The organism is Prevotella dentasini JCM 15908 (assembly GCF_000614065.1).
Classification (GTDB): domain Bacteria; phylum Bacteroidota; class Bacteroidia; order Bacteroidales; family Bacteroidaceae; genus Prevotella; species Prevotella dentasini.
Map to the genome: position 1 here is coordinate 16,309 of NZ_BAKG01000014.1, position 25,350 is coordinate 41,658.

Consider the following 25,350-nt stretch of genomic DNA (forward strand, 5'->3'; position numbering starts at 1 on the left):
TTTTGACTACCTTTGCGCCTCGAAGCCGTTGGGAGCATTGTGTCCCGATGGTATTGTCCACAAACTTTTGATAAATAAACAATAAACATATAATATATCAGAAATGAACATTTCATTTGCAAATCCCGACAAAGTAAATGGTCAGATGACCATCGTTGTCGAAGAAGCTGATTTCAAGAACGACGTAGAAAAGGCACTCAAGGACTATCGCAAGCGTGCCAATGTGCCCGGTTTCCGTCCGGGTCAGGCTCCTATGGGCATGATTAAGAGACAGTTCGGCACCCAAGTGAAGATGGATACCATCAACAGGCTGCTGGGCGAAAACCTCCAGAAATATATCGCAGACAACAAGATTCAGATGCTGGGTCAGCCCATGTCGTCGGAGGGACAGGAGGCGGTAGACCTCGAGGCAGCCGCACCCTACGAGTTCAAGTTCGACATCGCCGTTGCGCCGGAGTTCAAGGCAGAGCTGACGGGCGACGATACGGTAGACTACTACGAGATTGCCGTCGACGACAAACTCATCGATCAGCAGGTGGAGATGTTCCAGAGCCGTGCCGGACACTACGAGAAGGCAGAGCAGTACGACGCTGAGCAGCGCGACATGCTGAAGGGCGACCTCCGCGAACTCGACGAGAACGGCAACACGCTCGAAGACGGCATTACCGTCGAGGGGGCTGCGCTGATGCCGCAGTTTATCAAGGTGGAAGACCAGAAGAAGCTCTTCGACGATGCGAAGCTGGGCGACATCATCACCTTCAATCCCCGTGCCGCCTATCCCGACAACGATGCCGAGGTTTCCTCTCTGTTGAAGATAGACAAGGTCGACCTTGGCAAGCACGCCGGAAACTTCTCTTATCAGATTACCGAAATCTCACGCTTCACCAAGGCGGAGAACAACAAGGAACTCTGGGACAGCATCTACGGTGCAGAGGCTGACATCAAGGACGAGGCCGGTTTCCGCAATACGATTGCCGAAGGACTGAAGAAGCAGCTCGAAGGCGACTCCAACTACAAGTTCATTCAGGATGTGCGCACCTACTGCGAAGGCAAGGTGGGCAAGCTGACCTATCCCGATGCCCTGCTGAAGCGCATCATGCTGGCCAACAATCAGGATAAGGGCGAGGACTTTGTAGAGAAGAACTACGAACAGAGCGTGAAGGAGCTGACATGGCACCTCATCAAGGAGCAGCTGGCACAGGCCAATAATATAAAGGTGGAAGATGCTGATGTACGCGATGCTGCCGTTCAGACCGCACGTGCACAGTTCGCCCAGTACGGCATGACCAACGCGCCGGAAGAGTATCTGAAGAACTATGCCGAGGAACTGCTGAAGAAGCGCGAGAACATCGACTCCTTCGTTGAGGCTGCCCTCGACCGCAAGCTCTCCGTTGCGCTGAAAAGCGTAGTCAGGCTGAATACGAAGTCTGTCAGCCTCGACGAGTTCAACAAGCTCGTCAGCGGCAACTAAACTGTTGTTCGGAAAGCACTCATCCGTCTTTTGCGGGGCGGCTTGTATGGTTTGTCTCAGGAGGTTTCGTCCTTTGGCCTGATTGCTTTGCGACGGCAGGGGCTATAGTCGGAGATTCGGAAAATCCATTCAGGCCGTACAAAAACAATCCGCTGATTGTCGGCCCGTGGGGTTGGGGTGAATTGTTTGCGAATAAATAAATTTGCGAAAAAAACTTCTTTTTATAGAGAGGTTATCGACTTTTTTGATTATCTTTGTGTAACGTATGCAGGAATGTGGCCCTTTTCGTGGTACGAACCTTGCATGGAAGGCAATGATAACAGGGGTCGATAGCCTCTTGTTTTGTCTCATTATTATATAGAAAGGAAAACAATGAACGACTTTAGAAAGTATGCTACCAGACATTTGGGTATGAACGGACTTGTCCTTGACGACGTTGCGAAGGCACAGGCGCAGTATCTTAACCCATACATCCTCGAAGAACGACAACTGAACGTAACGCAGATGGACGTCTTCTCGCGTCTGATGATGGACCGAATCATCTTCCTCGGTACGGAGATTGACGACTATACGGCCAACACCCTTCAGGCGCAGCTGCTCTATCTCGACTCTGTAGACCCGGGAAAGGACATTTCCATCTATATCAACTCGCCGGGCGGAAGCGTTACCGCAGGCCTCGGCATCTACGACACGATGCAGTTTATCTCAAGCGACGTGGCCACCATCTGTACCGGTATGGCCGCCTCGATGGCTGCGGTGTTGCTCGTCTCGGGACAGGAGGGAAAGCGTTCGGCACTCACCCACAGCCGTGTGATGATACACCAGCCGCTCGGTGGCGTGCAGGGACAGGCTTCGGACATAGAGATAGAAGCCAAGGAAATACAGAAATTCAAGAAGGAACTCTACACCATCATCAGCAATCACTCTCACCAGACTTTCGAGAAAGTGTGGAACGACAGCGACCGCAATTACTGGATGAACGCCGAGGAGGCGAAGGAATACGGTATGATTGACGAGGTGTTAACAAGAAAGAAGTAGGCCATGCCGCAGAAGAAATGTAGTTTTTGTGGCAGAGGCGAGAAGGATGTGCGCCTGCTGATAACGGGACTGAGCGGATTTATCTGCGAGGATTGTGCACAGCAGGCATACAACATCGTCCAGCAGTCGGGCGTAGGAGCTGCGGAAGAGGCGCAGGCACCGTCGTTCGAGCTGAAGGAAGTGCCGAAGCCCAAGCAAATAAAGGAATATCTCGACGAGTATATCATCGGGCAGGACGAGGCGAAACGATACCTCTCCGTGTCGGTCTACAACCATTATAAGCGCCTGCAACAGCCGAAGGACGACAACGGCGTGGAGATAGAGAAGAGCAATATCATCATGGTTGGCTCTACGGGTACGGGAAAGACGCTTCTGGCACGTACCATCGCCAAGTTGCTAGACGTACCTTTTACGATTGTGGACGCTACCGTCTTCACCGAAGCAGGCTATGTAGGAGAGGACGTGGAGAGTATCCTGTCGCGCCTTTTGCAGGTGGCCGACTACAATGTGGCCGCTGCCGAAAGGGGAATAGTCTTTATTGACGAGATTGACAAGATTGCGCGCAAGAGCGATAATCCCAGCATCACGCGCGACGTGAGCGGTGAAGGCGTTCAGCAAGGACTCCTGAAGCTGCTCGAAGGTACGACCGTCAACGTTCCGCCAAAGGGCGGCCGAAAGCATCCGGACCAAGATTACATCCACGTAGACACACGCAACATCCTCTTTATCTGCGGCGGCGCGTTCGACGGCATTGAGCGCAAGATAGCGCAACGCCTGAATACGCATGTCGTAGGCTACAATTCGGTGCAGAATGTGGCCAAGATAGACAAGGCAGACCTGATGAAGTATGTCTTGCCGCAGGACTTGAAGTCGTTCGGTCTCATTCCCGAGATTATCGGACGCCTCCCCGTGCTCACCTATCTCAATCCTCTCGACCGGGCAGCACTGCGTAAAATCCTCGTCGAACCGAAGAACTCCATCGTCCGCCAGTACATGAAGCTCTTCGAGATGGACGGTATCAAGCTGTCGTTCACCGAGGAAGCTCTCGACTATATAGTCGACAAGGCAGTTGAATACAAGCTCGGTGCGCGCGGACTCCGTTCCATCGTGGAGTCGGTGATGATGGATGCCATGTTCAACATTCCGTCACAGAAGATTGATTCCTTCGAGGTAACGCTGGAATATGCAATGAAAGAACTCGACAAGGCGCACATTCAAAAGATGGAAAACGCCTGACACGCCATGCTTCCGGAGTCGCTGCTGCCCGCCGGGGCAGCTTGCTGATTCCGGGAAAGATACCCATAACCTCACAGACCCTGATTACACCCAACTATTAACATGACAAAAACGGTTAATCTTACAGAAAAACTGAAGCATTATTTTGGCTTTGATAAGTTCAAAGGCGAGCAGGAATCCATAATCCGGAACCTCCTCGGTGGAAACGATGCTTTCGTGCTGATGCCGACGGGCGGTGGCAAGAGTCTCTGCTACCAGCTGCCGTCGCTGCTCATGGATGGGACGGCGATAGTCGTTTCACCGCTGATTGCCCTGATGAAAAATCAGGTAGATGTCATCAATGGCATCAGTGAGGAAGACGGTGTGGCGCACTATCTCAACTCGTCGTTGAAGAAAGCGGAGATAGACCGCGTCAAGGCCGACATACAGTCGGGACGCACCAAGCTGCTATACGTGGCTCCGGAGTCGCTGAACAAGGAGGAAAACGTTGAATATCTCAAGTCGGTCAAGGTGAGTTTCTATGCTATCGATGAGGCCCATTGCATTTCTGAATGGGGCCACGACTTCCGTCCCGAATACCGTAAGATACGTTTTGCCATCGACGAGATAGGGAAGGCACCCATCATTGCCCTTACTGCCACTGCCACGGACAAGGTCCGCACGGACATCATCAAGAGTCTGGGGATAGAGGGGTGCATGGAGTTCAAAAGCTCGTTCAACCGTCCCAACCTTTACTATGAGGTACGGGCGAAGAAGAGCGAGGATGATACGAACCGCCAGATTATCAAGTTCATCAAGCAACATTCGGGTAAAAGCGGCATCATTTACTGCTTGTCGCGCAAGAAGGTAGAGGAGCTGGCGGCCGTTCTGCAGGCCAACGAGATAAGGTCTGCGCCCTATCATGCTGGTTTGGATTCGGAAACGAGGTCGAGAACTCAGGATGATTTCCTGATGGAAAAGATAGACGTGATAGTCGCCACCATTGCTTTCGGAATGGGAATTGACAAGCCTGATGTGCGCTTTGTCATCCATTACGACATTCCGAAGAGCCTTGAGGGATACTATCAGGAGACGGGCCGTGCCGGCCGCGACGGAGAAGAAGGCATCTGCATCGTCTTCTACTCGAAGAAAGACCTGAAGAAACTGGAGAAGTTCATGGAGGGGAAACCCGTTGCCGAACAGGATATCGGAAGGCAATTGTTGCAGGAGACAGAGGTTTATGCAGAGTCGTCGGTATGCCGGCGCAGGCTTCTGCTGCACTATTTCGGGGAAGAATACCCGAAGAAAAACTGTGGAATGTGTGATAATTGCCTTCACCCGAAAACGAAGATAGAGGCTGAAAGGCAGCTCGTTACGACCCTTTTGGCCGTAAAGGCACTGAAGGAGAATTTCCGGCAGGAGTATGTGATAGACTTTATCAAGGGACGGGGGACTGACGACATAAAAGATCACAAGCACGACCAGCTTGAGGAGTTCGGGCTGGGTGAGGACGAAGACCCGAAGATATGGAGTCCCGTGATACGCCATGCCCTGTTGGCAGGCTATCTGAAGAAAGACGTGGAGAACTACGGTCTGTTGAGGCTGACTGCTGCCGGAAAACGGTTCATCAAGTCGCCTTCGTCGTTTATGATAGCGATGGACACTGAGTTTAAGGACGAGGAAGAGGACATGGAGGACCTTGGTGGCTCTGCCGTCTTCGACCCGGAGCTGTTTGCAATGCTGAAAGACCAGCGGAAGAAGACAGCGCACCGCCTTGACGTGCCGCCCTACGTGGTCTTCCAAGATGTCTCGCTTGAGCAGATGGCGATAATGTATCCCGTCAACGAGCAAGAGTTGCAGAATATTCAGGGTGTCGGTGCAGGCAAGGCAAAGCGGTATGGCGGCGATTTCTGCAAGCTCATCAAGACCTATTGTCAGGAGAAGGGCATTGTACGCCCCGAGGAGCTGCGCGTCCGCACAGTAGTGAAGAAGTCGATGCAGAAAGTGAAAATCATTCAGGGCATTGACCGGCAGCTGCCGCTTGACGACCTTGCTACGGCAGAGGGACTGGACTTCGACGACTTGCTGACAAAGATAGAAGACATCGTCTACAGCGGAACAAAGCTGAATATAGATTACTTTATAGAAGATGTATATGATGACGACCAAGTGGACGACATCTATGATTACTTCATGAACAGCGAGACCGACGATCTTGACACCGCCATGACGGAACTGGACGGCGACTATCCGGAGGAGGAAATCAGGCTGGTCCGCATCAAGTTTATCTCGGAGATGGCGAATTAGGTTGCCGGCTGTGTCTGTTTCCTGAAAACGGATGCCGTGCGGCTGTTCATGGTGTGGGGATGACGGGAAAGGGAAAATCCGTTCCTGATTTAGTGCGTTGGAGGACTTGGACTCCTGCACTTGCCGGCTTGGTATTCAGAACCGAAATACCCGAAAAACGAAAACGGCACTTTCGCATTGCGAAAGTGCCGTTTTCGTAAGGTCAAAGTGCCGTTTTCGTTTTGTCGTTGTGCCGGTCTTGATTTGTCAGCGTGCTGGTATGGATTGTCCCGTCTTCTGTGGATGGAAAATGCCCCGGTCGTCCGTGTGTTGCCGGTCGGGAGTCTGGGCAGACGGAGGCAGCGGATGAAAAGGCGCATCCTCCGTCATTCCCAAGTCAGAATACCTGACAAGAAGGATGGAGGATGCCGGAAAGCGACAAGAACAGGGTGGATTTGCAGGATGAATCGTGCCGGCAGGCTATTGTGCGGTGATTAGCTCAATGGCCTTGTTCACAATGTCGCTCTGCTCGTTCCATACCCGGAAATATTCGTTCATGTCCCATAGGTCGCGCGCAACGAGCGATTTCAGCTGGAAGCGGAGGTAGGGCAGGGTCGCCTCCTGTTCTTTTGCATCTTTCGGTTCTATCTTTTGTTTTCTTCCCTCGGCAAGAATGGCGTCTATGAGCGGCTGCGGCAATTCGTAGGCAGCGTTGAAGGCATCGAACGTTGGTAGGATTTCTTTAGCTGCCTGCGGTTGCTGTCCATGTACTTCATAAAGGCATCGATGATGATGTTCTTTGCAGACAGCTGGCGATGGAGGCGCGTGTAGCGCATGGTGTCGAGGGGCACGAAGTAGTCGGGCATGATGCCGCCTCCGCCGTAGACCGTGCGGTGACGGCGGAGAGTATGATATCGGAGCGAGTCGTCGAAGTGGATGCTGTCCGGATTGGTCAGTTCGCCATGCTTGAGACGCTTTTCCAAGTCCATGGCGTAGTCTTTCAGGTCGCCCTTCTTGTATGGTTTCTGTATGCAGCGTCCGCTCGGCGTGTAGTAGTGGGCGATGGTCAGGCGAATCATGCTGCCGTCGGGGAGGTCGAGCGGCCGCTGTACGAGTCCTTTCCCGAAGGTACGCCGTCCGACGATGATGCCGCGGTCGTTGTCCATGATGGCCCCCGAGACGATTTCGGCAGCCGAGGCGGTAAACTCGTTGACGAGGACGTAGACGGGCATGTCCTTCAGCCGGCCGTTCCCGATGGCCTTGAAGGTCTGACGGCGTGCGCGCCGTCCCTCGGTGTAGACGATGAGGTCGTTGTCCTGCAAGAACTCATTGGATACTTGGACAGCGGCCTGAAGATAGCCGCCCCCGTTGTCCTGAAGGTCGAGGATGAGCGATTTCATGCCCTGCCGCCTCAGGGAGTCTATGGCCGCCATGAATTCGTCGTGCGTTTTCGCCCCGAAGCTCTCCAAGCGGATGTAGCCGATGGAGGGGCGAATCATATAAGAGGCACTGAGCGTATGGACGGGAATCTTGGCACGGGTAACGACGAACGTCAGCATGTCATTCACTCCCCGGCGCAGGATGCCGAGCTTTACCTTCGTGCCTTTCTTTCCGCGCAGCCGCTTCATAATGTCGGTGCGGGGCATCTTCACGCCTGCAATGGAAGTGTCGTTGACAAGCACGATGCGGTCGCCGGCGAGGATTCCCACTTTCTCTGATGGTCCGTTGACGACGGGCTGAATGACTACGAGCGTGTCTTCTATCATGTTGAACTGCACGCCTATGCCCTCGAAGTCGCCCTGCAGCGGCTCATTCATCGCCTTGGTTTCCTTGGCATCGGTATAGGTGGAGTGTGGGTCGAGTTTCTCCAACATTCCCCTGATGGCGTCTTCCACGAGTTTCTGCTCGTTGACGGAGTCCACATAGAAGTTTGTTATTGCCAGTTCAGCGAGCTGGAGTTTGCGGAGAGGAGAGCTGTTCTGCGCTGATAAAGCTAAGGATGTAAAAAGGTAAAGAAGTAAAAGACAAGTGTATTTTCTCATAATTGCAATAGAATCTTTCTCTTTGATTTATATACTTGATGAAAGAATTTCAAGTTTTCTATTCAGAAAACCAACGTCTTCTTTCTGTTTTATTGATGTTATTGACGGATGTCCCAATGATAGTGTGCATGTCATTTGATAGTGTTTCAAATGTGTTTTGCCCAGTATGACAGGATTCGTAAAGCAGTTCGGGCCGGTACAAGGTTTCATTTGCCTCTTTCAGGGCTATGCGGATTTTGCTTAAGTAGCCTGCCAGACTCTGTGCAAGTCTGCTTTCTGCATGGTTTGCCCCGATGCTTGTGGCCGGGCGCAACAATTGTTTGGACATATTATGTTCCCGTTTCTCGGTTGTCAGGACTTTGTATGGACCTGTTGCCTTAGGCGAGAAGCGTTTGGATAATGTATATATGAAGCTGTCGGTCATAGGCTCTTCCTTTCTCTATTGATGTTTTTGCAACCTTGACTTGTTCGTTTTGGTCTTGCTTCCCCTTCCTTGCCGGCTCTTCTTCCCTTTTACCTTTTTGCTTTTTTACTCTTCTTTTGCATCGGGAAGGTCTTCCTCTATGACGAGGTTGTCAATGATAAAGTTTTGCCGCTCCATGGAGTTCTTGCCCATATAGTATTCCAAGAGCTTCTGCACTTGGTCGTTCTTGTGCAGCGTAACCTGCTCCAAGCGCATGTCGGGACCAATGAAATGGGAAAACTCGTCGGGACTTATCTCGCCCAATCCTTTGAACCGGGTAATCTCAGGGTCTGGGCCGAGATTGCGGATAGCGTCCTGCCGCTCCTCCTCTGAGTAGCAATAGAGGGTGATGAAGTCGCTTTTCTTCTCGCCCTTCGTGCGCTTTGCATCCTGCTCTTCTACTATTTGCCTGTTCTTAATCTTCGTCCGGCGGTTGCGGACACGGAACAATGGCGTCTGGAGGACGTAGACATGACCTTTCTTTATCAGCTCGGGGAAGAACTGGAGGAAGAACGTAATGATAAGCAAACGGATGTGCATGCCGTCCACGTCGGCATCGGTGGCGACAATGACCTTGTTGTATCGGAGTGTGTCAAGGCCGTCCTCTATGTCAAGGGCGGCTTGGAGAAGGTTGAATTCCTCGTTTTCGTAGACTACTTTCTTGGTCAGCCCGAACGAGTTGAGGGGCTTTCCGCGGAGCGAGAATACAGCCTGCGTGTTCACGTCGCGGCTCTTCGTGATGCTTCCGCTGGCAGAGTCGCCCTCCGTGATGAAGATGGAGCTTTCCTCCTTGCGGTCGTTCTTCGCGTCAGAATAGTGTACACGGCAGTCGCGGAGCTTTCGGTTGTGTAGGTTGGCTTTCTTCGCACGCTCACGGGCGAGCTTCGTTACGCCTGCCATAGCCTTGCGCTCGCGCTCGGTCTCCTTGATTTTGCTCTCCAAGATGTCCGTAAAGTCTTCCTTATGTATGTGCAGGAAGTTGTCGACATGGGTTTTGATAAAGTCTCCGACGTACTTGTTGATGGTTTCGCCATCGGGTGCCATCTGCGTGGAACCGAGCTTTATCTTCGTCTGCGACTCGAAAACAGGTTCTTCAACGTTCACTGCGATGGCTGCAACCAGTCCGTTCCGGATGTCGCCATACTCATATTTGCCAAAAAATTCCTTTATGGTCTTGGCTATATGCTCCTTGAAGGCGGACTGATGCGTACCGCCCTGCGTGGTGTGCTGGCCGTTCACGAACGAGTGGTATTCCTCACCGTATTGGTTGGTGTGCGTGAATGCAATCTCAATATCCTCACCGCTGAGATGCACGATGGGGTATAGCGGGTCGACGGTCATGTTGTCCAGCAGCAAGTCCTTGAGTCCATGGCGGCTGAGAATGCGTCGGCCGTTGTACATGATGGTCAGTCCTGTATTCAGATAAGTATAGTTTCGGAGCATCGTTTCCACGATGTCGGCGTGGAAAGTGTAGTTCTTGAACAGCGTGTTGTCTGGTTCGAAGTAGATATACGTCCCGTTTTCGTCCTGCGTCTTGCTGGTTTGGTCGTCCTGCAAGGTTCCGCGCTCAAACTTAAGTTCGCGTACCATGCCGTCGCGGTAGCTCTTTACCTCGAAGCGGGAGCTGAGGGCATTGACCGCCTTCACGCCTACACCGTTCAGACCTACGCTTTTCTTGAATGCCTTTGAGTCGTATTTACCACCCGTATTGAGCACGGAGACTGCCTCGACGAGCTTTCCTTGCGGAATACCACGGCCATAGTCGCGCACGGAGACGCGCAGATTGTCCTCCACATCTATTTCGATGCGGTTGCCGGCGTTCATCTTAAACTCGTCGATAGAGTTGTCGATGACCTCTTTCAACAGCACGTAAATGCCGTCTTCGGGCAGGTTTCCATCGCCAAGCCGGCCGATATACATACCCGGACGGGTACGTACGTGCTCCATATCCGATAGATGCCGGATATTATCGTCGGTGTATTCTACAGGCGTTGGTTGTTGGTTGTTGGTCGATGATGATTTGTCCATATTATCTATAAGGGATAGAGGTGGAATGATGGGAGGTAACTTATTATCCGGATGGGGCTGGTTCAGAAAGCGACTTGTGCAGTCCTGCCTGTTGCCTTGCGGTGCAGGTTGTTTGATTCTCAAAGGATAGGGATTGCTCCGGGAAGATATTATGATACGAATCTGCCTTCACCGCCTGACACCTATTCCACCTGTCGCTACAATTGTTTCTTGAAGCACCTTCTCTTCTTGTGTTTGATAGGGTCGAGCACGCCCCATTGGCTTTGTACTCCCCCGTTGTTCTCCATTTCGACCTGCGTTTCTCCCCACTTGAAGCCATAGTTGACGTAGCGTGGGATGAGGTCGGCGAAGAGCAGGGCATTGGCTCCCTTGGCACGATACTCGGGCAGAAAGCCCAGCAACAGGAGGTCTACGCCTTCCGTCTTGTGGAACTTGATGGCACGAAGCAGGTGCCACCATCCAAAGGGGAAGAGTCTTCCGCGGCGGCATTTCTGCAAGGCGCGGCTCAGGGAAGGGATGGTGATGCCCACGCCTGCCAGTTTGTTGTCCTTGTTACCGTCCTCTATGACCGTGATAAGGTTGAGGTCGGCTAATGGGAAATACATGTTCACGTACTGGTCTATCTGTCTGTCGGTCAGCTCCGAGTAGCCGTAAATGTCTCCGTAGGTCTCATTGATTAGCTCAAACAGCCTCCGTCCGTATCCGCCTTCAAATATTTCCTTCTTCGTCAGCTTCTTTACGTGGAGGTTATAGCGTTTCTCTACCATTTCGGCTATCTTGGCATACTTCTCCGGCACCGTGTCCGGCACCATGAGTTTGAACTCCACATAGTCGTTGTCCTTTTCCCATCCGCCAAGCCGTTCCAAGTGTTTCGGATAATACTCGTAGTTGTATATGGTCGGCATAGTGCCGAGCTGGTCGAATCCCCATGTCAGCATGCCCTCAGGATCCATGTCGGTAAAGCCGAGCGGTCCGACCGCCTGTTCCATTCCTTTCTCCCGTCCGTAGTCTTCGACAGCCTTGAGCAGTGCGCCCGATACTTCAATATCGTCGATGAAGTCTATCCACCCGAAGCGGACATCCTTTCTCTGCCACTTCTCGTTGGCCTTGTGGTTGATGATGGCAGCCACGCGCCCGACCGTCTTTCCTTCGCGGATGGCGAGGTAATATTCTGCTTCGCAGAAGTCGAAGGCTGCATTCTTGTCTTTCGACAGCGTGTTCAGCTCATCGCTGAAAAGGTTTGGAATATCATAAGGATTACCTTCATAAAGGTCGTAATGTAATTCTATAAAATCTTTAAGGTCCCTTTTTGTCTCGACCTTCTTTATCTGAATAGATGACATCTTTATCTTGTTAATATTGCAATCTTAAAACATGCAAAGATAGCCATAAAAGGGCGGAAATCCAAAAATAGCGTGCTTTTTTGGTGATAATTAATAGATTAGGCTGTGTGCCGGAGCGTTTCCTACTCGCTTTTACGGGTTATCAGCAGACGGTGGATACCGTCTCCCGTTGTCGTGGCGAAGATATAGCAGTCTCCGCCCTCCTGTAGCTTCAGCCGTTTGCGCAGTTCTGCCACGCTGAGAGGGAAGTTCCTGACGGCGATGTTCGCCCTGACGATGCCTTGGAGTGTACGTTTCAGCTCTTTTTTGTTCATGGAAGATACGGCTGAAACGACGAAGCTGCGTCCCGGAAAGTCTTCTATCTTATCGTCAGAGACAAACAGATGGGAGTTCGGAGCAACGGCACGCAGAGGAAAGCGGGCTGTAAGCTCTCCGAAACAACCGGCTTTCATCAGCGATGCGTTGGGTTCGTAGAGGTGCAAGTCAGGCCCGACGGGCGTGCCGAGAATGTGCTGCGACGACGTTGATTCGTTGGAAAGATAATCGAAGACGGTGTCGTCGTTGACGCAAAAAACGTGCAGGTGAGCTTCTGCCGGCGCGCTCTCGCGGCGTGGCAGCTTGTTGCCGGTAACGGAATTTCCCGTTTGAAGCTTGGCAGCGTTTCCCTCCAAGACCAGCAGAAGTTCCTTGCACTCGTTGCGTATCGACACGATATGCACCTCGCGCACCACGTTTCCGCAGTGTCTGTTCAGTTCCTCCACCGCCCGATGCCAGTCGAGCATGGGCGAGAGCTTGATGACGACATGGCGCGATTTCGCCAGCAATTCGTCTTCGAGAGCCAGAACGTCGGGTGTGCAGTCGCTTATCAGCACCGTCTTTCCGCCCTGTCTGTTGCGCCGTGCAGGGTCGAGGTAGATTACGTCTGCCGCTTCCGCGGTGTGGAGATACTCCGCCCCGTCGCCACAGACCACTTCTGCCTGTGCCAGCCCCAAGATGCCGAAGTTGTGTCGGGCCACCCCGCACAGCCGTTCCTGCTTTTCCACGTAGACGGCTTGGGAGAAATGCCGTGCCATGAATGAAAAGTCGACACCGAAACCGCCTGTGAGGTCTATGAGAGTGCGGGAAAATCTTTTCGGCTCCCTGCCGGAGAGGGGATGTTGAGTTGCCGAAGCAGAGGAAGGCCCGTTTGCAAGTCGGGATGCCAGTTCAGCCTTATAGCGTGCTGTCTGTTCCGAGGAGCACTGCTCCATGGACAGGTGTGGCGGATAGACAATGCCGTCCTTTTCTGCCCATGAAGGCAGTTTTGTCCGTGCGGTCTGCCATCCTGCTATCTGGTCGAGTACAAACGGGAAATCGAGGTCGGGGTAGCGGCGGGCCTGAAGAGCGAGGGTGGAGACGGAGGACAGGCGGTGAGAAAGTACGAAAAGCCTCTCCGCCTCCCTCTTTCCTGTCGGCAGGGAGCGAGAAATGTCCTCCTGCCTGCTTCCGGTCGGGGAGAGGCCGCATCCTCCTGTTGGGTTGTCGGCTTTCTTCTTCATTTGTCTGGCGTTCTGATAACGTCCTGTAGATTTGCGTATTTACGCCCCCCGCTTTCGGAAATGGGCAGGGAGGATAGTCTTGTGAGCGATGGCAAGGCTTTTACCTGACCACCTTCAGGTTCTTCCTTGCCCATGCCCTCGTGCAGAGGTTGAAATGCCACCACTCCGTCCGCAGCGGTGTGAATCCGCCAGCCTGCATTACCGTGCGCAGCAGAAGCCGGTTGGCGAGGCTCTCACGGGTCAGGATGCCACGCGAGAGGAGCGACTGCTCCCGGTCGATATGGCTCTCCGTTCCGAGATGGTCCACCTTTACGCCCATCGGGATGGTGTCGATGCGGCACGGACGTGCCCCGTCGTGCCACTCCGCCTCGTTCCATGAGGCCTTGCAGATGCTGACGTCGACCGCCATGCCGTAGTTGTGCATGCCTCCGCCGTGGGCAGGATTGGAGACGTAGAAGTAATGGGGAGTATTCTTCACCTTGTCCCACATGGTCTGCTGAACGCTCATCGGCCGCGTCGCGTCGAAGATGCAGAGGCTCAGGTCGGGTCGTCTGCGCTTCAGCTCTGCCTGTGCCCTCTTCAGGGCCTCGGCACATTGTGGCAGCACGTACGCCTCGCGGAGGTCGCGGTAGAGCTGTGTGTGGCAGAAGTTGTCGGTGCGTGCATACATCAGGGCGACCTTTATGGTCGGGTCAATGTCCTTGATGTCGACCAGTCCCTGCTGCTTCATCCGCATGGCGGTAGCCGACTGGTCTGCCCCTTCCGTCTTGGCAGGCTGCCGTGTTGTCTTCTGCCGTGCCTTGCCGGAGCTGCCTGCCGTGGGGCGTTGGGCCTGTGAGTGGCATGCGACGGCTGCAAACAGCCATACGATGGCACAGAGCCTGCCGAATAAGCGTGTGTGAGCCTCCATGCCGTCTTACCCCTCCAGTTCTGCCTGCTTCACCTTCTTGAAGAGTTCAGAGGCAAAGACGAGGTCGTTTAGTTTCTTGTTCCGCGATGCAATAACCTTGTCTTTGTTTCCCTGCCATTCCTTCCGCCCGTCGGAAATGAAGACAATGTTCTCGCCAATGCCCATCACCGAGTTCATGTCGTGGGTGTTGATGATGGTCGTAATGTTGAAGTCGCGCGTGATAGACGACAACAATTCGTCTATGACAAGGGAGGTTTTCGGGTCCAGTCCCGAGTTCGGCTCGTCGCAGAAAAGGTATTTCGGGTTCATCACGATGGCACGCGCTATGGCTACGCGCTTCTGCATGCCTCCCGAAATCTCGCCCGGAAATTTGTTCTCCGCGCCTCCGAGATTGACGCGGTCGAGACATTCCTGCGCCCTCCGCTGCCGTTCCTGCGAAGTCATGTCGGAGAACATGTCGAGCGGAAACCGCACGTTCTCGAGCACGGTGAGCGAGTCGAAGAGGGCCGCGCCCTGAAATATCATTCCCATCTCGCGTCGCATGAGTATCTTTTCCTTCTTCGTCATGTTGACAAAGTTGCGGTCGTCGTAGAGCACTTCGCCGCTTGTGGGTTCTATCAGCTACGAGGCTTCGCATGAGCACCGTCTTTCCGGCTCCGCTCTGCCCGATGATGAGGTTTGTCTTTCCGTCCTCGAACACGGTGTTGATGTCGTGGAGAACTTCTTTCTTCCCGAACGACTTATAGAGATGCTTTACTTCTATCATATCTGTCTTCCCCATCTCCTCCGAAGGGAGGGAAGGCCATGCTGCCTGTCCGTGGGTTCTGTATTTGTTGTTGGTTGTTATGGAGTCGTCATGCCGCCCGTCCCTGCTGCTTCTCTTTCGGAAAAGCCGGGCAGGGCCTTAGCTGAGAATCTGCGTCAGGAACACATCGCTGAAGAGAATCAGGACGCTCGAACTGACGACGGCGTCGGTCGAGGCCTTTCCCACCTCCACGGAACCGCCGTTGACCGTGTACCCGAAGAAGGAGGAGACGCTGGAAATGATGAACGCAAAGAACAGACTCTTCACGATGCTCATCCACATGAACCAAGGGGTAAACTCGTGCTGTATGCCTGCCGTCAGGTCGGTGGGGGTGATGATGTGCCCGATGTAGGCCGTGGCATAGGCTCCGAGTATGCCCGTTGCTGCCGAGAAGATAACGAGGAATGGCATGATGGTAATCAGTCCGAGGATTTTCGGAAGAATGAGATAGCCTGCGGAGTTGATGCCCATAATCTCCAAGGCGTCGATTTGCTGTGTAACGCGCATCGTGCCCAGCTCCGAGGCAATGTTGGAACCCACCTTTCCTGCAAGAATCAGGCACATGATGCTGCTCGAAAACTCAAGGAGCATAATCTCGCGCGTAACGTAGCCCGACACCCAGTGGGGCATCCACGGACTTTGCACGTTGAGCTTTATCTGAATACAGATTACCGCGCCAATGAAGAACGATATGAGCAGGACGATGCCGATGGAGTCGATGCCCAGCTGCGACATTTCCTTGACATACCGCTTGAGGAACATCCGCATCCGCTCCGGCCTGCTGAGGGAGCGTCCCATCAGCATAAGATACCTGCCGAGTGTTTCCAACCACCTGAATATAAGCATATAGTTATGTTTGAATTTGCTGATGCAAAAGTAGCGAAAATATCAGAGACGGGAGCAGAAAGCGGAGAGAATTTTATTCCGGCGAGGCGTTGCGGCGACTTGTCGCGTCCTGTCTGTCCGTGCCGTCAATCGTCGGCTGTGACGGACGGTGCCCGTATCAGTTGACGGACAAGGCCTTTCCGCCAAGCGGACAAGCCCGTTTCGCACCATGAAAACGGCACTTTGACACTGCGAAACGGGCTTGTTCGTTTCCCTGTTTATAATCTGTTGATAATCAGTGTATTGGTCTCGCAGTTTTGGAAGGGCATAGTGCCGGTGTCGCCGTGTGGGGATGGAGATGCCCCCGTTCAGTGTCCGGGTGGCCGGAATGTCTGCGCCGGTCGGGCGAAATTCAGCAGCGGAGATAAATTTGCAGGTGGCTCCTCTTCCGGCGGCAGCCCGTTAAATACATTTAATAAGGTATTGAATTTCTCTGAAAGGATAGTCTTTGTGGAGAATTATTGCTAAATTTGCACGCAATAAATTTCTAAATACAATCATGTCATCATTTGTTGCAGATAAAATTGTGATGGACGGATTTACCTACGACGACGTCCTTTTGATTCCGGCTTATTCCGCAGTCCTGCCCAAGGAGGTAGAGTTAAAAACCAAGTTCACGCGAAACATCGAACTGAACATTCCTTTCGTTACGGCGGCAATGGATACCGTAACCGAGAGTGCGATGGCTATAGCAATCGCGCGTGAGGGAGGCATCGGTGTAATTCACAAGAACATGAGCATAGAAGACCAAGCCCGGCAGGTGGCTATCGTGAAGCGGGCCGAGAATGGTATGATTTACGCTCCTGTAACCATCCGTCAGGGACGCACGGTGAGGGATGCACTCAGCATCATGGCAGAGTATCATATCGGCGGTATCCCTGTAGTGGACGGGGAGAACCATCTGGTCGGCATCGTTACCAACCGCGACCTGCGCTTTGAGCGTCGTCTGGACAAGACCATCGACGAGGTGATGACGAAGGAAAACCTTGTTACCACGCATCAGCAGACCGACCTTGTGGCCGCTGCGCAGATACTTCAGGAAAACAAGATAGAGAAATTGCCGGTAATAGACAAGGAGAACCATCTCGTTGGCCTGATTACCTATAAGGACATAACCAAGGCCAAGGATAAGCCGATGGCTTGCAAGGACGACAAGGGACGGCTGCGCGTGGCTGCCGGAGTAGGCGTTACGATGGACACGATGGACCGTGCGCAGGCTTTGGTTGAGGCTGGCGTGGATGCCATTGTCATTGATACGGCTCACGGACATTCGCAGGGAGTTGTCGGCAAACTTCACGAGGTGAAGGCCGCTTTTCCGGAACTCGACGTGATAGTAGGCAATATCGCCACAGGCGAGGCTGCGCGCTTCTTGGTAGAGAATGGTGCCGACGCCGTCAAGGTGGGCATAGGGCCGGGTTCTATCTGTACGACCCGTGTCGTAGCCGGAGTGGGCGTGCCGCAGCTGAGTGCCATCTACGATGTCTATTCGGCCCTGAAGGGTACGGGCGTGCCGTTGATTGCCGATGGCGGTCTGCGCTATTCGGGCGACGTGGTGAAGGCTCTGGCAGCCGGTGGCAGCAGCGTTATGATAGGCTCGCTCGTTGCCGGTACGGAAGAGTCGCCGGGCGACACCATCATCTTCAACGGGCGTAAGTTCAAGAGCTACCGCGGCATGGGTTCGCTGGAGGCCATGGAGCAGAAGAACGGTTCGCGCGACCGCTATTTCCAGAACGACATCAGCGACGCGAAGAAGCTCGTCCCGGAAGGCATTGCCGGCCGTGTGCCCTATAAGGGAACCGTACAGGAGGTGATTTATCAGCTCGTGGGTGGTCTCCGCTCGGGCATGGGCTATTGCGGTGCGGCTTCCATAGAGGGCCTGAATGGCGCAAAGTTCACCCGTATTACCAACGCCGGCGTGATGGAAAGCCATCCGCACGACATTACCATTACAAGCGAGGCACCGAACTATTCGCGTCCTGAATAACCGGAAATGCTACGGCTCCCAGTCCTGTGGACGGATTGGGGGCTTGCGTCTTTTCGGGACAAGAGGCGAAGATGTGGCATCAGCCTCCGGACATCTGAATTATTGGATTCCAAAACTTCAAAAAAACTGAATAAAATGAAACTGAAAGCACTATTGGCCGTTGCCCTTCTGAGCAGCACCATGGCATACGCCCAGAACGACCCGACGATAATGACCATCAACGGTCAGCCCGTCAGCCGTTCCGAATTTGAATATTCCTACAATAAGAACAATGCCGAAGGCGTCATAGACAAGAAAGGCGTTGACGAGTATGTAGACCTTTTCGTCAACTATAAGCTCAAAGTGCAGGCGGCACTCGACGCACGTCTCGATACTTTGTCGTCGTTCAAGAATGAGTTCCTGACCTACCGCGACCAGCAAATCCGTCCGACTATGATTACTGAAGACGATGTTGAGGCTGAGGCGCAGAGGATATACAGGGAGACACAGAAGCGCATCGACGGAAACGGCGGTATGTTCCGGTGTGCCCATATTCTCCTCTCTGTTTCGCAGAAGGCCTCGGAGCAGGAAACGGAAGCAGCCAAAAACCGTGCCGACTCAGTCTATAACGCACTGATGAAGGGCGACAGCTTTGCTGCCCTTGCGCGCCAGTATTCCGGAGACAAAGGCTCTGCCATCAAGGGGGGAGAGCTTCCTTTGCTGACGAAGGGGCAGACGGTGCCCGAGTTTGAAAATGCTTTGATGGCCCTGAAACCCGGAGAAATCAGCAAGCCCGTGAAGTCGCCGTTCGGCTATCATATCATCAAGATGATTGCAAAACAGAATTTCATGCCTTACGATTCGGTGAAGCTGGACATCTGGAGATTTATAGAGGCAAGGGGACTGCGCGAGCAGATTATCTCCAATAAGCTCGATACTCTGGCCAAACTGGAAGGAAACGGGATGACACCGGAGAAGCTGCTCGACAGAAAGCTGGCCGAGCTGGAGGCAAAAGACCCCAACCTGAAGAATCTGGTCAGGGAGTATCATGATGGTCTTCTGCTCTTTGAAATCAGCAACCGTGTCGTTTGGGAGAAGGCTGCACAGGACGAGGCTGGACTGGAAGCCTACTTCAAGAAGCACAAGAAGGATTATAAATGGAGCGAGCCGCGTTTCAAGGGTATGGCTTACCACGTGAAGGACGCGGCCGACGTGAAGGCTGTCAGGGACTGCGTGGCACGCGTGCCGTTCAAGGACTGGGCCGAAACTCTGCGGAAGGCGTTCAACAACGACTCCATTATCCGTATCCGTGTAGAGAAAGGTATCTTCAAGCCGGGCGACAACGCCTTGGTCGACAAGCAGATATTCGGTAAGGATACTACCGTAACTCCTGTCAAGGACTATCCTATTGATGCTGTCTATGGCGAGAAGCTGAAGGCTCCGAAGGAGATGGAAGATGTACGTGGTCTCGTAACTGCCGACTATCAGGAGTCGCTGGAAAAGGCATGGGTGGCCGATTTGCGCAAGAAATACAAGGTGGTGGTCAATCGCGATGTGCTGGCTACCGTCAACAAGCATTAAGAACCTATAAGAATGAAGGTATATATATATAAGGTGGGACTCCTGCTTGCCGGGATTGGATTCTCGGTAGCAGGACTTCATGCTGGGGGGCATATTGCTCCGCTCCGTCAGGTACTCGATTCCACCCTCTCGCGGCCGGTCAGCGACAAGAGCGTCGTGGACGAGGTGGTTTGCGTGGTCGGCGACGAGCCGATTCTGAAGTCGGACATTGAGGTGATGAAACTTCAGGCTCAGGCCGAGGGTGTAAAGTGGAAGAATGGTAATGGCGACGGTGAAATAATGGAGCAGATTGCTGTTCAGAAGCTCTTTCTCCATCAGGCCGCTCTCGATAGTATTGATGTTCCCGAGTCAGAAATAGCTCAAGGCATCGACCAACAGATAGATTACTGGATTTCCATGCCCCAGATTGGGTCGAAAGAGAAACTGGAAGAGTTTCAGCGCAAGAGTCTGGCGCAGATTCGGCAAGACTTGCACGATGACTATAAGAATCGCCAGCTGATGCAGAAGATGCAGGAGAAGCTCGTCAGCGACATCAAGGTCTCACCGTCTGAAGTCCGTGAGTATTTCAAGAATATGCCTTCCGACAGTCTGCCCGTGATTCCTACAATGGTCGAAGTGCAGATACTGACACAGACGCCACGGATAGAGCAGGAGGAAATCAACCGCATCAAGAATGAGCTTCGCTCATATACGGAGCGCGTAACCAAGGGAGAGACCTCGTTCCAGACGCTTGCGTCTCTTTATTCGCAGGATCCCGGCTCGGCGAGACGTGGAGGTGAACTGGGCTATATGGGACGCGGAATGTTGGATCCGGCTTTTGCAGCTGCCGCTTTCAACCTGACGGATCCCCAAAAGCTCTCGAAGGTGGTGGAAAGTGAGTTTGGTTATCACATTATTCAGTTTGTTGACCGCCGCGGCGATAAGGTAAACTGCCGTCATATCCTGCTCAAGCCCCGTGTCTCGGAGGCTTCCATAGAGGCGGCAAAGCTCCGTCTGGATTCCATAGGGAGTGATATTAGGGCCGGAAAGTTTACCTTTGACGGTGCCACGGCGTTCGTATCGGACGACAAGGATACGAAAAACAATCATGGACTGATGGTCAACTCTTCGGAAAATTCGCGTACTTCGCGGTTCAAGATGAAGGACTTGCCCACCGAAGTGGCTCAGGTCGTGGAGACAATGGAAGTAGGCGACATTTCGGCTCCGTTCCAAATGGTCAACGAAAAAGGTAAGACGGTGTGCGCCATCGTCAAGCTGAAGAGCCGGATTCCCGAGCACCGTGCCACCATCACGGAAGATTTTCAGGCGATGAAGGACGTTGTTGTTGCCAAACGCAGGCAGGAGGTGCTGCACGACTGGATAGTCAGGAAGATAAAAGATACTTACGTAAGTATGAATCCACGTTATAAGAACAGCAAATTTGAATACGAAGGTTGGGTCAGATGACTTTGAATAACGACAGAAAAGCTGCGTCCGGTAGGCATAGAATCCTTTTTATATGGATTCTATGCCTGTTTGGACTATGTATGCCGATACATTCGTGGGGGCAGAAACCTGTAGGGAAGAAGGGAGACAAGGTTTATCTGGATTATGCCGACAATCTCCGGCACAATCAGTATGAGATGCCCGATGTTCAGGTAGCTAAGGGAAACGTGAAATTCCGCTACAAGGACATGACGCTTCTGTGCGACAGTGCCTTCCTGAACGACAAGCAAAGCTCGTTCAAAGCCTTCGGGCATGTCAGCCTGAGGCGTACTGACGGAACCCATATCACCTGTTCGCGTGCCTACTATGAGGGAATGTCGCAGATGATGCGTGCCCGTGAGAGGGTCGTCGTGCGTCAGCCGGGTAAGAATCTGCGTTGTGATAGTCTTGATTACAATATGACTACGGACGTAGCCAACTATTTCGGCGGTCGGGGAACGCTTGTCTATGGCATCAATACGGTCGTTGCAGACATGGGCGACTATAATACGAAGACCCACGAGGCTAATTTCTATGGCGATGTGGTCATCCGCACTCCGAAATACCGCATCAATACTCCCACGGCTCACGGCAATACGGAAACGGGACTGATACATGTATTGGGAGAATCGGTTATCCGTACGGTCAAGGGAGAGGTCGTCCATACCAAGGATGGAACCTATGACAGTAAGACTGACCATCTGGAACTGGTCGGACGCTCTACCATCACCTCACCGCAACGCGACGTGGAGGGGGATAACATTACCTATAATAGTACGACGGGGGATGCCGAAGGACACGGGAATGTTAAAATAGTGGACAAGGTGAACCGTAGAACCATTACGGGGGAGGATGTTGTGTATAACGCGCGAACCGGCTACAGCGAGGGGAGAGGCAAGGTAAAGGTGGTAGACGAGAAGGTTCAGCGCACGATTACGGGCGACGAGGTAGTCTACAATGCCAAGACCGGGCACAGCGAAGGACACGGAAACGTGAAGATTGTGGACAAACTGAAGAACCGTACCATCACGGGGCGCGACCTGATATACAACAGCAACACGCACATAGGGGAAGGACGGGGCGACGTCTACTACATAGACTATAAGAATAAACATGCTTTCTATGGCGACTATGTGCACTATACGGACTCTGCTGCCATTGCCTTCGGTGGTAAACCCGGCACGGTGGCAAAGGATTTCTCGCAGGGCGATACGCTGTTTGTCCATGCCGACACGGTCAGCATGAAGGCTTTCCGCCTGAATACGCCCGAAGTGTACCGCGAAGTGTATGGGGTCAACAATGTAAGAGCCTATCGCACGGATGTACAGTCGGTATGCGGATTTCTCGTTGCCAACTCAAAGGACTCGTGCCTGACCCTGCATGAAGACCCTGTCGTGTGGAACGGAAACCGTCAGTTGGTCGGGGACTCCATAAAGGCGTACATGAATGGAAGGATGGTACGGAAGGCATACGTCTACGGAAACGCCTTTTCGATAGAAGCACTGACGGATGGTCAGCATTTCAATCAGATTTCTTCACGGAATATGGAGGCTGACTTCGTGGACGGAAAGATACGCCGTGTCGATGCCATATCCAATGTTCTGTCGCTCTATTATCGCGCGGACGAGAAGGACAGTACGCTTCTTGTCGGGGTGAATTACTCGGAAACGGATACGCTGAGAATGTTTATGACACCGGAAAGACGGCTGGACAGAATCTGGACATCGAAGATAAAGGGGACTTTCTATCCCATGTTGCAGATTCCTGCCGACAAGACGGAGTTGCCAAACTTCCACTGGTACGAGCAGATAAGCCGCGCGACAAGTTCGACATATACCGCCGGGCTGGGAGAAAGGACGAGGGAGTAGTCAGAAGGAGAGAAACGGTAGTACCACCCCGGCAGAGAATATTGGACAGATAGGCTGCTTGGGATGCTGACAAATCCCCGGTTTTTATCGTGCCAACAATAGTTCGTTACTTCATTTCACCTCATTCCATATAACAATGTCCCTTTTTCATCAACCCCAACCGCGCCGATTCCATCACGAATATATTTATGTGGACGAGCGGAAAGAGCGTCTTCGGAAGTTGGAGGAGAAGGCCCGTGCCGAGTTGGGGCAGACTTCGCAGCCGCTTTCCACCCGGGAGGAACTGCATCAGGCGTTTGTCGGGAGCACCGTTCATCTTCGCAGACGTGAGCGGAAACGGTCGCAAGGTAGCTTCCTTACGACAATAGGCATGTCGGTCGTACTGATTGTCGTGTTGATGATATTGTTTTTCTATTTAATTTGAGTGCAAAAATGAGTGATATAATCCAACTTTTACCCGATAGCGTTGCTAACCAGATAGCAGCAGGCGAGGTTATTCAGCGTCCTGCCTCCGTCATTAAGGAGCTTGTAGAAAACGCTGTCGATGCCGGGGCCAAAACTGTCAATGTGTTGGTTGTGGATGCCGGACGCACTTCGATACAGGTAATAGACGACGGGAAAGGCATGTCGGAGACCGATGCACGCCTTTCCTTCGAACGGCATGCTACTTCCAAGATACGCAATGCGGCCGATTTGTTTTCTCTCCGCACGATGGGCTTCCGTGGAGAAGCCCTTGCCTCGGTAGCCGCTGTGTCGCAGATAGAACTCAAGACGCGGCAGGAAAGCGACGAAATTGGCACTTGCCTGACTATATCGGGCAGTAAGTTTACGGGGCAGGAGTCTTGTTCGTGCCCCATCGGGAGCAACTTTCTGATAGAAAACCTCTTCTTCAACGTGCCGGCAAGGCGCAAGTTCCTCAAGTCTAATACGACGGAACTGAACAATATCATTTCCGCCTTTGAGCGGATAGCACTGGTCTATCCGCAGATAGCGTTCACCCTGCACAGCAATGGGGTGGAAATGTTCTCGCTGAAGGCTTGCAGTTTGCGCCAACGCATCGTGGAAGTGTTCGGAAAGAAGCTCAATCAGAATCTTCTGCCCGTAGATGTCGAGACGACTTTGTGTAAGGTGCATGGCTTTATCGGCAAGCCTGAAGCTGCAAGGAAGAAAGGCGCACTGCAATATTTCTTTGTCAATGGCCGCTATATGAAGCATCCGTATTTCGCCAAGGCTGTCCTTCAGGCCTACGACCGTCTGATTCCACTTGGCGAACAGGTGCATTTCTTTCTTTATTTTGACGTTCCGGCAGAGAATATCGACGTGAATATCCATCCGACGAAGACCGAGATAAAGTTTGAAAACGAACAGGCTATCTGGCAGATTCTCCTTGCTGCGGTAAAGGAGGCGATAGGAAAGTTCAATGATGTCCCCTCCATCGACTTTGATATGGAAGGGAAACCCGACATCCCTGTTTTCAATCCGCATGCCGATATTCTCGCTCCGAAGGTAAAATACAATCCCAATTACAACCCTTTCAGGGAGACTCCACATCCCAAGATGCCCGTTGCGCCTGATGGGTGGGAGGAACTTTATGCCGGACTGGAGGGCAGTCAGGAAACCACTGCGCCTTCTCCAGCCCTTTTTGACAAGACTGTTGATGGTTCGTCTTCCACCGGGTATCAGGCGGACTCGCCGTCAGAAAATTCCCAAATAGCTGAAGAGAAGTCGCCGGCTCACTATCAGTACAAGGGCTGCTATATTATGACGGCTGTCAAGTCGGGCCTGATGATTATAGACCAGCACCGCGCTCATATACGCATCTTGTACGAAGAATACCTGCGGAGGGCAGAGGAGCACAAGGCACATACCCAAAAGCTTCTTTTCCCCGAGATGGTTCATTTCCCCGTATCCAGCGGTCTGACCGTTCAAGACCTGCTTCCCGAATTGCGCGAGATGGGCTTTGACCTGTCCGACCTTGGCGGCGGCAGCTATGCCGTCAACGGAGTTCCTGCCGGCATCGACGGTCTGAACGCAGTCGCTCTCGTTACCGACATGGTGGCATCGGCAGCAGACTGCGGTACGTCTGTTAAGGAAGAAGTCAGCAAGGCACTTGCCTTGAGTCTGGCGCGCAACGCTGCTATTCCTCACGGACAGGTGTTGAGCAATACTGAGATGGAGAATATCGTCAACGGACTCTTTGCCTGTAGCAACGTCAACTATACTCCTGACGGCAAGTCTGTGCTTGCCATATTGAAGCAATCGGAGATCGAGCATCTGCTGGGATAGCCGTTTTTTGCCTAAAAAGTGCTTTTTGAGCTGTATTTCTTGATTAATGTTATGTTCTTATCCCTATAAAATATAGTTTTTTCAGTGGAAATATGTCTTTGTGAAAAAAAAACACTAACTTTGCAAACAAATTCAATTTGTAATAGCTTACTAATGATTTTAGA

The 25,350-nt window shown here is 52.6% G+C and carries 15 protein-coding genes and 3 pseudogenes; 10 read left to right on the forward strand and 8 right to left on the reverse strand.

All coding sequences use genetic code 11. The features are described from left to right. Nucleotides 1-103: 103 nt before the first annotated feature. The 4 genes from tig to recQ all read left to right on the forward strand — a co-directional run bounded on the left by tig (nucleotide 104) and on the right by recQ (nucleotide 6,031). Nucleotides 104-1,471, forward strand: coding sequence for a trigger factor (tig, locus tag JCM15908_RS08005; RefSeq protein WP_025002951.1), 1,368 nt, complete (start codon nucleotides 104-106; stop codon nucleotides 1,469-1,471). A gap of 372 nt (nucleotides 1,472-1,843) precedes the next feature. Further along, nucleotides 1,844-2,509 carry an ATP-dependent Clp endopeptidase proteolytic subunit ClpP gene (gene clpP, locus JCM15908_RS08010; protein ID WP_025002952.1) on the forward strand — a complete coding sequence of 222 codons (666 nt, stop codon included), beginning with the start codon at nucleotides 1,844-1,846 and terminating at the stop codon, nucleotides 2,507-2,509. 3 nt (nucleotides 2,510-2,512) lie between these two features. After that, a complete protein-coding gene (gene clpX, locus JCM15908_RS08015) occupies nucleotides 2,513-3,745 on the forward strand; it encodes an ATP-dependent Clp protease ATP-binding subunit ClpX (protein ID WP_025002953.1) in 1,233 nt (410 codons plus the stop codon). A gap of 102 nt (nucleotides 3,746-3,847) precedes the next feature. Next, a complete protein-coding gene (recQ, locus tag JCM15908_RS08020) occupies nucleotides 3,848-6,031 on the forward strand; it encodes a DNA helicase RecQ (protein WP_025002954.1) in 2,184 nt (727 codons plus the stop codon). Nucleotides 6,032-6,490: 459 nt separating this feature from the next. Here recQ and JCM15908_RS13105 read toward each other — a convergent pair. From JCM15908_RS13105 to JCM15908_RS08060, 8 genes and pseudogenes are all read right to left on the reverse strand, one after another. Further along, nucleotides 6,491-8,052 (reverse strand): annotated as a pseudogene (locus tag JCM15908_RS13105) (S41 family peptidase). A 58-nt stretch (nucleotides 8,053-8,110) separates the two neighbouring features. Beyond that, nucleotides 8,111-8,476, reverse strand: coding sequence for a four helix bundle protein (locus tag JCM15908_RS08030; RefSeq protein ID WP_025002955.1), 366 nt, complete (start codon nucleotides 8,474-8,476; stop codon nucleotides 8,111-8,113). 105 nt (nucleotides 8,477-8,581) lie between these two features. Further along, complete coding sequence (locus JCM15908_RS08035) at nucleotides 8,582-10,543, reverse strand: DNA topoisomerase IV subunit B (RefSeq protein WP_025002956.1); 1,962 nt, start codon at nucleotides 10,541-10,543, stop codon at nucleotides 8,582-8,584. A 197-nt stretch (nucleotides 10,544-10,740) separates the two neighbouring features. Continuing rightward, entirely contained in the window at nucleotides 10,741-11,886 is a 1,146-nt protein-coding gene (locus JCM15908_RS08040) for a hypothetical protein (protein ID WP_025002957.1), read from the reverse strand. 122 nt (nucleotides 11,887-12,008) lie between these two features. Next, nucleotides 12,009-13,424 (reverse strand): THUMP-like domain-containing protein, encoded by a 1,416-nt coding sequence (locus JCM15908_RS08045; protein WP_025002958.1) that lies wholly within the window; start codon nucleotides 13,422-13,424, stop codon nucleotides 12,009-12,011. A 100-nt stretch (nucleotides 13,425-13,524) separates the two neighbouring features. Continuing rightward, nucleotides 13,525-14,334, reverse strand: coding sequence for a M15 family metallopeptidase (locus JCM15908_RS13110; RefSeq protein ID WP_025002959.1), 810 nt, complete (start codon nucleotides 14,332-14,334; stop codon nucleotides 13,525-13,527). A 6-nt stretch (nucleotides 14,335-14,340) separates the two neighbouring features. Beyond that, a pseudogene (locus JCM15908_RS13115) lies at nucleotides 14,341-15,100 on the reverse strand (ABC transporter ATP-binding protein). A gap of 138 nt (nucleotides 15,101-15,238) precedes the next feature. Beyond that, nucleotides 15,239-15,985 carry an MlaE family ABC transporter permease gene (locus tag JCM15908_RS08060; RefSeq protein ID WP_025002960.1) on the reverse strand — a complete coding sequence of 249 codons (747 nt, stop codon included), beginning with the start codon at nucleotides 15,983-15,985 and terminating at the stop codon, nucleotides 15,239-15,241. 538 nt (nucleotides 15,986-16,523) lie between these two features. Between JCM15908_RS08060 and guaB the strand changes: the two genes are divergently transcribed. From guaB to mutL, 6 genes and pseudogenes are all read left to right on the forward strand, one after another. Continuing rightward, nucleotides 16,524-18,008 (forward strand): IMP dehydrogenase, encoded by a 1,485-nt coding sequence (guaB, locus tag JCM15908_RS08065; RefSeq protein WP_025002961.1) that lies wholly within the window; start codon nucleotides 16,524-16,526, stop codon nucleotides 18,006-18,008. A gap of 135 nt (nucleotides 18,009-18,143) precedes the next feature. Then, nucleotides 18,144-19,568 (forward strand): peptidylprolyl isomerase, encoded by a 1,425-nt coding sequence (locus JCM15908_RS08070; protein ID WP_025002962.1) that lies wholly within the window; start codon nucleotides 18,144-18,146, stop codon nucleotides 19,566-19,568. 12 nt (nucleotides 19,569-19,580) lie between these two features. Beyond that, nucleotides 19,581-21,014: a peptidylprolyl isomerase gene (locus tag JCM15908_RS08075; RefSeq protein WP_025002963.1), complete on the forward strand. Its 1,434-nt coding sequence runs from the start codon at nucleotides 19,581-19,583 to the stop codon at nucleotides 21,012-21,014. After that, nucleotides 21,011-22,953, forward strand: a pseudogene (locus tag JCM15908_RS13120) (OstA-like protein). The gene JCM15908_RS08075 and the pseudogene JCM15908_RS13120 overlap by 4 nt, the downstream one beginning before the upstream one ends. An 83-nt stretch (nucleotides 22,954-23,036) precedes the next feature. Continuing rightward, nucleotides 23,037-23,324 (forward strand): hypothetical protein, encoded by a 288-nt coding sequence (locus JCM15908_RS14635; RefSeq protein WP_148295556.1) that lies wholly within the window; start codon nucleotides 23,037-23,039, stop codon nucleotides 23,322-23,324. Nucleotides 23,325-23,332: 8 nt separating this feature from the next. Continuing rightward, nucleotides 23,333-25,186, forward strand: coding sequence for a DNA mismatch repair endonuclease MutL (gene mutL, locus JCM15908_RS08090; RefSeq protein ID WP_025002965.1), 1,854 nt, complete (start codon nucleotides 23,333-23,335; stop codon nucleotides 25,184-25,186). The last annotated feature ends 164 nt before the right edge of the window (nucleotides 25,187-25,350 follow it).

Excerpts from the sequence above, each read along its gene's own strand:
- JCM15908_RS08045 (WP_025002958.1), bottom strand. The coding sequence starts at position 13,424 with ATGAAGAAGAAAGCCGACAACCCAACAGGAGGATGCGGCCTCTCCCCG.
- clpX (WP_025002953.1), top strand. The coding sequence starts at position 2,513 with ATGCCGCAGAAGAAATGTAGTTTTTGTGGCAGAGGCGAGAAGGATGTG.
- mutL (WP_025002965.1), top strand. The coding sequence starts at position 23,333 with ATGAGTGATATAATCCAACTTTTACCCGATAGCGTTGCTAACCAGATA.
- JCM15908_RS14635 (WP_148295556.1), top strand. The coding sequence starts at position 23,037 with ATGTCCCTTTTTCATCAACCCCAACCGCGCCGATTCCATCACGAATAT.
- JCM15908_RS13110 (WP_025002959.1), bottom strand. The coding sequence starts at position 14,334 with ATGGAGGCTCACACACGCTTATTCGGCAGGCTCTGTGCCATCGTATGG.
- guaB (WP_025002961.1), top strand. The coding sequence starts at position 16,524 with ATGTCATCATTTGTTGCAGATAAAATTGTGATGGACGGATTTACCTAC.
- JCM15908_RS08030 (WP_025002955.1), bottom strand. The coding sequence starts at position 8,476 with ATGACCGACAGCTTCATATATACATTATCCAAACGCTTCTCGCCTAAG.
- JCM15908_RS08070 (WP_025002962.1), top strand. The coding sequence starts at position 18,144 with ATGAAACTGAAAGCACTATTGGCCGTTGCCCTTCTGAGCAGCACCATG.
- tig (WP_025002951.1), top strand. The coding sequence starts at position 104 with ATGAACATTTCATTTGCAAATCCCGACAAAGTAAATGGTCAGATGACC.
- JCM15908_RS08035 (WP_025002956.1), bottom strand. The coding sequence starts at position 10,543 with ATGGACAAATCATCATCGACCAACAACCAACAACCAACGCCTGTAGAA.
- JCM15908_RS08075 (WP_025002963.1), top strand. The coding sequence starts at position 19,581 with ATGAAGGTATATATATATAAGGTGGGACTCCTGCTTGCCGGGATTGGA.
- JCM15908_RS08040 (WP_025002957.1), bottom strand. The coding sequence starts at position 11,886 with ATGTCATCTATTCAGATAAAGAAGGTCGAGACAAAAAGGGACCTTAAA.
- JCM15908_RS08060 (WP_025002960.1), bottom strand. The coding sequence starts at position 15,985 with ATGCTTATATTCAGGTGGTTGGAAACACTCGGCAGGTATCTTATGCTG.
- clpP (WP_025002952.1), top strand. The coding sequence starts at position 1,844 with ATGAACGACTTTAGAAAGTATGCTACCAGACATTTGGGTATGAACGGA.
- recQ (WP_025002954.1), top strand. The coding sequence starts at position 3,848 with ATGACAAAAACGGTTAATCTTACAGAAAAACTGAAGCATTATTTTGGC.